5 protein-coding genes are annotated in these 4068 nt (G+C 45.4%); 2 read left to right on the top strand and 3 right to left on the bottom strand.

The genetic code is table 11. The features are described from left to right. Positions 1–197 precede the first annotated feature (197 nt). Positions 198–425, top strand: a complete 228-nt coding sequence (locus SSCH_RS22355) for a manganese catalase family protein (protein WP_269746137.1) — start codon at positions 198–200, stop codon at positions 423–425. A gap of 94 nt (positions 426–519) precedes the next feature. After that, positions 520–738 (top strand): manganese catalase family protein, encoded by a 219-nt coding sequence (locus SSCH_RS22360; protein WP_269746138.1) that lies wholly within the window; start codon positions 520–522, stop codon positions 736–738. A 288-nt stretch (positions 739–1026) separates the two neighbouring features. Here SSCH_RS22360 and SSCH_RS07020 read toward each other — a convergent pair whose 3' ends face one another. From SSCH_RS07020 to SSCH_RS07030, 3 genes are all read right to left on the bottom strand, one after another. Beyond that, on the bottom strand, positions 1027–1821 hold the full coding sequence (locus SSCH_RS07020) for a dihydropteroate synthase (RefSeq protein ID WP_044664849.1): 795 nt from the start codon (positions 1819–1821) through the stop codon (positions 1027–1029). 71 nt (positions 1822–1892) lie between these two features. Continuing rightward, the gene (locus SSCH_RS07025; RefSeq protein ID WP_332306909.1) at positions 1893–2528 is read right to left on the bottom strand and encodes a corrinoid protein; all 636 of its coding nucleotides are present in this window, start codon (positions 2526–2528) and stop codon (positions 1893–1895) included. A 99-nt stretch (positions 2529–2627) separates the two neighbouring features. Next, complete coding sequence (locus SSCH_RS07030) at positions 2628–4025, bottom strand: trimethylamine methyltransferase family protein (RefSeq protein ID WP_332306910.1); 1398 nt, start codon at positions 4023–4025, stop codon at positions 2628–2630. Positions 4026–4068: the final 43 nt, after the last annotated feature.

Here is a 4068-nt window from a genome sequence, read left to right on the forward strand (position 1 = left end):
CTTTTCTTTTTCAACATTTGATACAGTTCTGGTAAGTTAAATAGTAACCAAACAACTAATTACCGGAGGGAGAAACGATAACCCAATATAAGATTACCGTAAATAAGGATATTTTGCATCACCTATTTTCAAGTGTCTTTTAAGATCTTCTATATAATCCTTCTTTTCAAAGAAAATGAAATATATCAGGAGCTACCTTGAGCAATCTGAAGCTACAGGGAGATGAGAATTCTGTAGAAAACTTGAAGTTCGGCGGTCCCAACGGGGAACTCTCTGCTGCCGTCCGCTACCTCTCCCAGCGCTACTCCATGCCCACCGGCAGGGCCAAGGGGGTTTTGACCGATATTGGCACAGAGAAACTGGCCCACTGGGAAATGATCGCTACCATGGTTTACAAACTGATGAAAGGAGCAACACCCCAGTAGATCCGCAGGGCAGGACTGGGGGGTTACGTATGCTATCTGGGATAAGGGGATCTTCCCCAGCGACTCCAATGGTGTCCCCTGGACATCTGCCTACATCAACACCATGGGAGACCCCATAGCTGACCTGCATGAGGACATGGCAGCGGAACAGAAGGCCAGGGCAACCTATGAAAATTTGATTAACCTCACCGATGACCCGGATCTGGCAGATGGCTTGAAGTTCCTGCGGGAGCGGGAGGTCGTCCACTTTCAGCGCTTCGGGGAAACACTGGATCACCTGCAGGGGTATATGAATGGGAAGAAGTTTTATTAGGTGTAGACAACAACAATGTAAAAATAATAATCGGGTAGGGTAACGCCGCAGTAGCTTTCTGCGGCGTTAACCCTCTCACAATACCGTACGTACGGGTCTCGTATACGGCTCCTGGTAAACCTTATCTCTCGCAATAGAGAGGCAGAAGCCCAGTCTTAAACGGTACCCAGGTTTACCAGTTTCCAATTTCGTAAAACCACTTGCAGTGCCAATGCTGATTAACAGAGTGCTGGGATACAGGTCCATAATTAGTCCACTCTTTTCGGTTTTTCGGCTCATCCGCTTTTGCTAATCAAGTAACCCTTTTTTATACGCTTTTAAGTAAGAGAGGCAATAGTTATCCCTTCCTAAAAGCACCTCTGAGGACATAACACTGGTCATGATCTTCTTTGACCTGGTGTCACAAATGAGGGCATCCAAACCTCTTTCCACCGCAAATGCTGTAAATATAGAGTTAAACCAGACTCTCCCTGGCAAACCAAAGCCAACATTAGAAACAGGAAAAACAGTTTTTACATCCGGTAGTTCCTTTTTGATCAGCTCAAGGGTTTTCAGTGTTACAACACCGGCGTTACAATCAGTAGCCACACCCATAACGATAGCGTCAAGATAAATATCTTCCTTTTTTACCCCAGCCTTCTCCAGTTCCTTCACTACAGAACGCCCAACTTCGAAGCGCTCCTCAGGGGTGGCTGGAATTCCATTGTTTCCGATGCACAAAGCAATTACCTTACATGGAGCATCTGCCACCACGGGAAGCAAGGCATCCATTTTTTGCCGTTCACCGGAAATAGAATTGACCATAGGAATCCCCTTGTGCACCTTCATTGCAGCCTCTATTGCTTTAGGGTCAGAACTATCCAAGCAGAGGGGAACATCCACGTTTTTTTGGACCAGCTCGACAAGCCAGACCAAATCCTCAGCCTCTTGGTCGCGACCGGTGCCGGCATTGGCATCAAGTAATTGCGACCCTGTTTCAACCTGGGCCCTGGCCAGATCGATCAGAAATGCTTCATCCTGATCAAGTATGGCTTTTTTCACGCTTTTAATAGTTGCATTGATTGATTCCCCAATATATAACATTTTTTTTAACCTCCAGCTCTCATCTCTACCCCAGTAATCTATCTTTGGAAAACAGGTAAGTAATCTTAACTCTATATAAATCCCCGCGCTATATTCACAGCGCCGGCAGCATCGCTGGCATAGCCATCTGCTCCTACTTCATCAGCAAACTCCTGGGTAACCGGTGCCCCACCGATCATAATTTTGACCTGATCACGCAAACCTGCTTCTTGAAGGGCATCTATTGTCATTTTTACAGCAGGCATGGTATTGGTTAACAGGGCAGAAAGTCCGACTACCTGCGGTTTTTTCTCCTCTACTGCTTTGACAAAATCCTCTGGCGGAACATCGATTCCTACATCTGCAACTTCAAAACCTGCACCTTCCAGCATCATCGCTACCAGGTTTTTACCGATATCATGGATATCACCCTGCACGGTCCCGATTACTACAATCCCTGCGGCTTTGGAATCACCCCCTGCCAGATGAGGCTTTAGTATTTCCACACCGGCTTTCATGGTCATGGCCGCGGCCAGCATTTCTGGGAGGAAGAGATCTCCATTTTCAAATTGTTCACCTATAACATCCATTCCCTTGATCAAGCCCTCTTTTAGCAGTACTGAGGGATCAGTCCCTTCTGCGAGGCCCTCTTTTACTAAACTTTCAACTTTGTCCATTTCGGCACCCAAAACACACTCTACAATCTTTTCCAGTTTCAATATCCTCACCCTTTCTGTTTTTAGAGCTTTTAATATTAATAAGGGTCTGTCAGGCGATTTTCTAATTAAGGGGGGTTGTGCTTGTCGCCTGACAGATTAATATTTCCCTTATTTCACCAACTCCGCGGTTGCTTGATCAATAATTTTAGTGATTTCTTTGTCCAGGTCCGCGGGTAAGGGTTCCAGCTCTTGCTCATCCTTCTTCAAGAGTTCGATAGCGCGTTCACGAGCAACAGCCTGGATATCCTTTTTACCCTTCTTGACCCAGTCACTCCACACCGAATCAAAACCTAATTTGGGTATAAATACTTCACCTTTTTTCAAATATTTAATGGTGTGTGGGTGGGCGAGGATCATACCGCCTTTGATAGCACCGGCAAGTACATCAAACCCAAAAGCATCCTCGTCAACAGCAAACCCTTTTGCTGCTTTTCTTACATTGGCGTATATCTCGTTATCAATAACCAGTTGTTCATATGAAGCAACCATTAAACTGGCTAGTCCACCAAATCCAGAGACGTAGCTTAGCCCCGGCAATAAAAACGGCAGGAGACAATTGATGGCCTTTTCATAACCGCTCTGGGCGTCAAATGCGCATGATGTACAGCACATTCCATAGAGGTCTGATATAAAACCATAATAAGACGCCATTTGTGCACCTACCGCACTGGCAATACCTGTCTCTGGTAACCCCAGGATAGAGCAGCCGGTTTTCATATTGGCATAGAACAGCCTGGGTCCATAAAGAAGGGGTGTCTCAGGATTATAAAGATAAGATATCGCAGCAAAGGCAAGTAGTTCAGCATTTACTTGAGCTAGTCCTCCAGCGATGGACAGTGGACCAGACAAACCACCCAGCGGAGCACTCAACATAGCTACCGGAATCCCGGCGGAAATTATGATCTTCATGGCATCAGTGATCGTTTTCGGAAACTTTAACGGTGATTCCGGTGAGATCCCTACAAGCCCGATCATATCTTTATCATCCGTTCCGGCAAATACGTCGAAAAGTTCGACGAGGTATCTTGCCGTATCCGGTTCAGATGCACAGGCATAAATCGGCTTTGTTGAATATCTAATTAATAACTCAGCTTGTTTGAGCTGGTTTATCTCGGGCGGCACATCATTTGGGTATACCAGAGCACATGGCATATCCATTTCGTCCAACTGGTTCATCAGGCGTGTTGTAGCAATTACGTCATCTTGATTTGTCCTTCTACACTGGCCTGTTTCCAAATCAATGATATCGGGAATAGCGTTTGAAGAATGAGAGACAACTGTTTCTGGGTTCATCTCCACCTTTTTCCCTGTACGACTGGTTAATGTAAAACGGTTATGTTTTTTTGCGTTTGCGATTACCTTATCCAAAAGATCAGAATTAATTTTAACCCTGTCCCCGGCAACATCGCATCCCAAATCACACAACTCTTGCCTCAAGTCCGCATCTTCAACCTTAATTCCTAATTCCCGCAAAATCCTATAGCTGGCTTCATGAATTTGTTCGATTTTCTGTCATCCAATTATTTTAAGACCGGGTTAGTTCTGGCTT

The organism is Syntrophaceticus schinkii, from assembly GCF_000946815.1.
GTDB lineage: Bacteria > Bacillota > DSM-12270 > Thermacetogeniales > Thermacetogeniaceae > Syntrophaceticus > Syntrophaceticus schinkii.

Excerpts from the sequence above, each read along its gene's own strand:
- SSCH_RS07020 (WP_044664849.1), bottom strand. The coding sequence starts at position 1,821 with ATGTTATATATTGGGGAATCAATCAATGCAACTATTAAAAGCGTGAAA.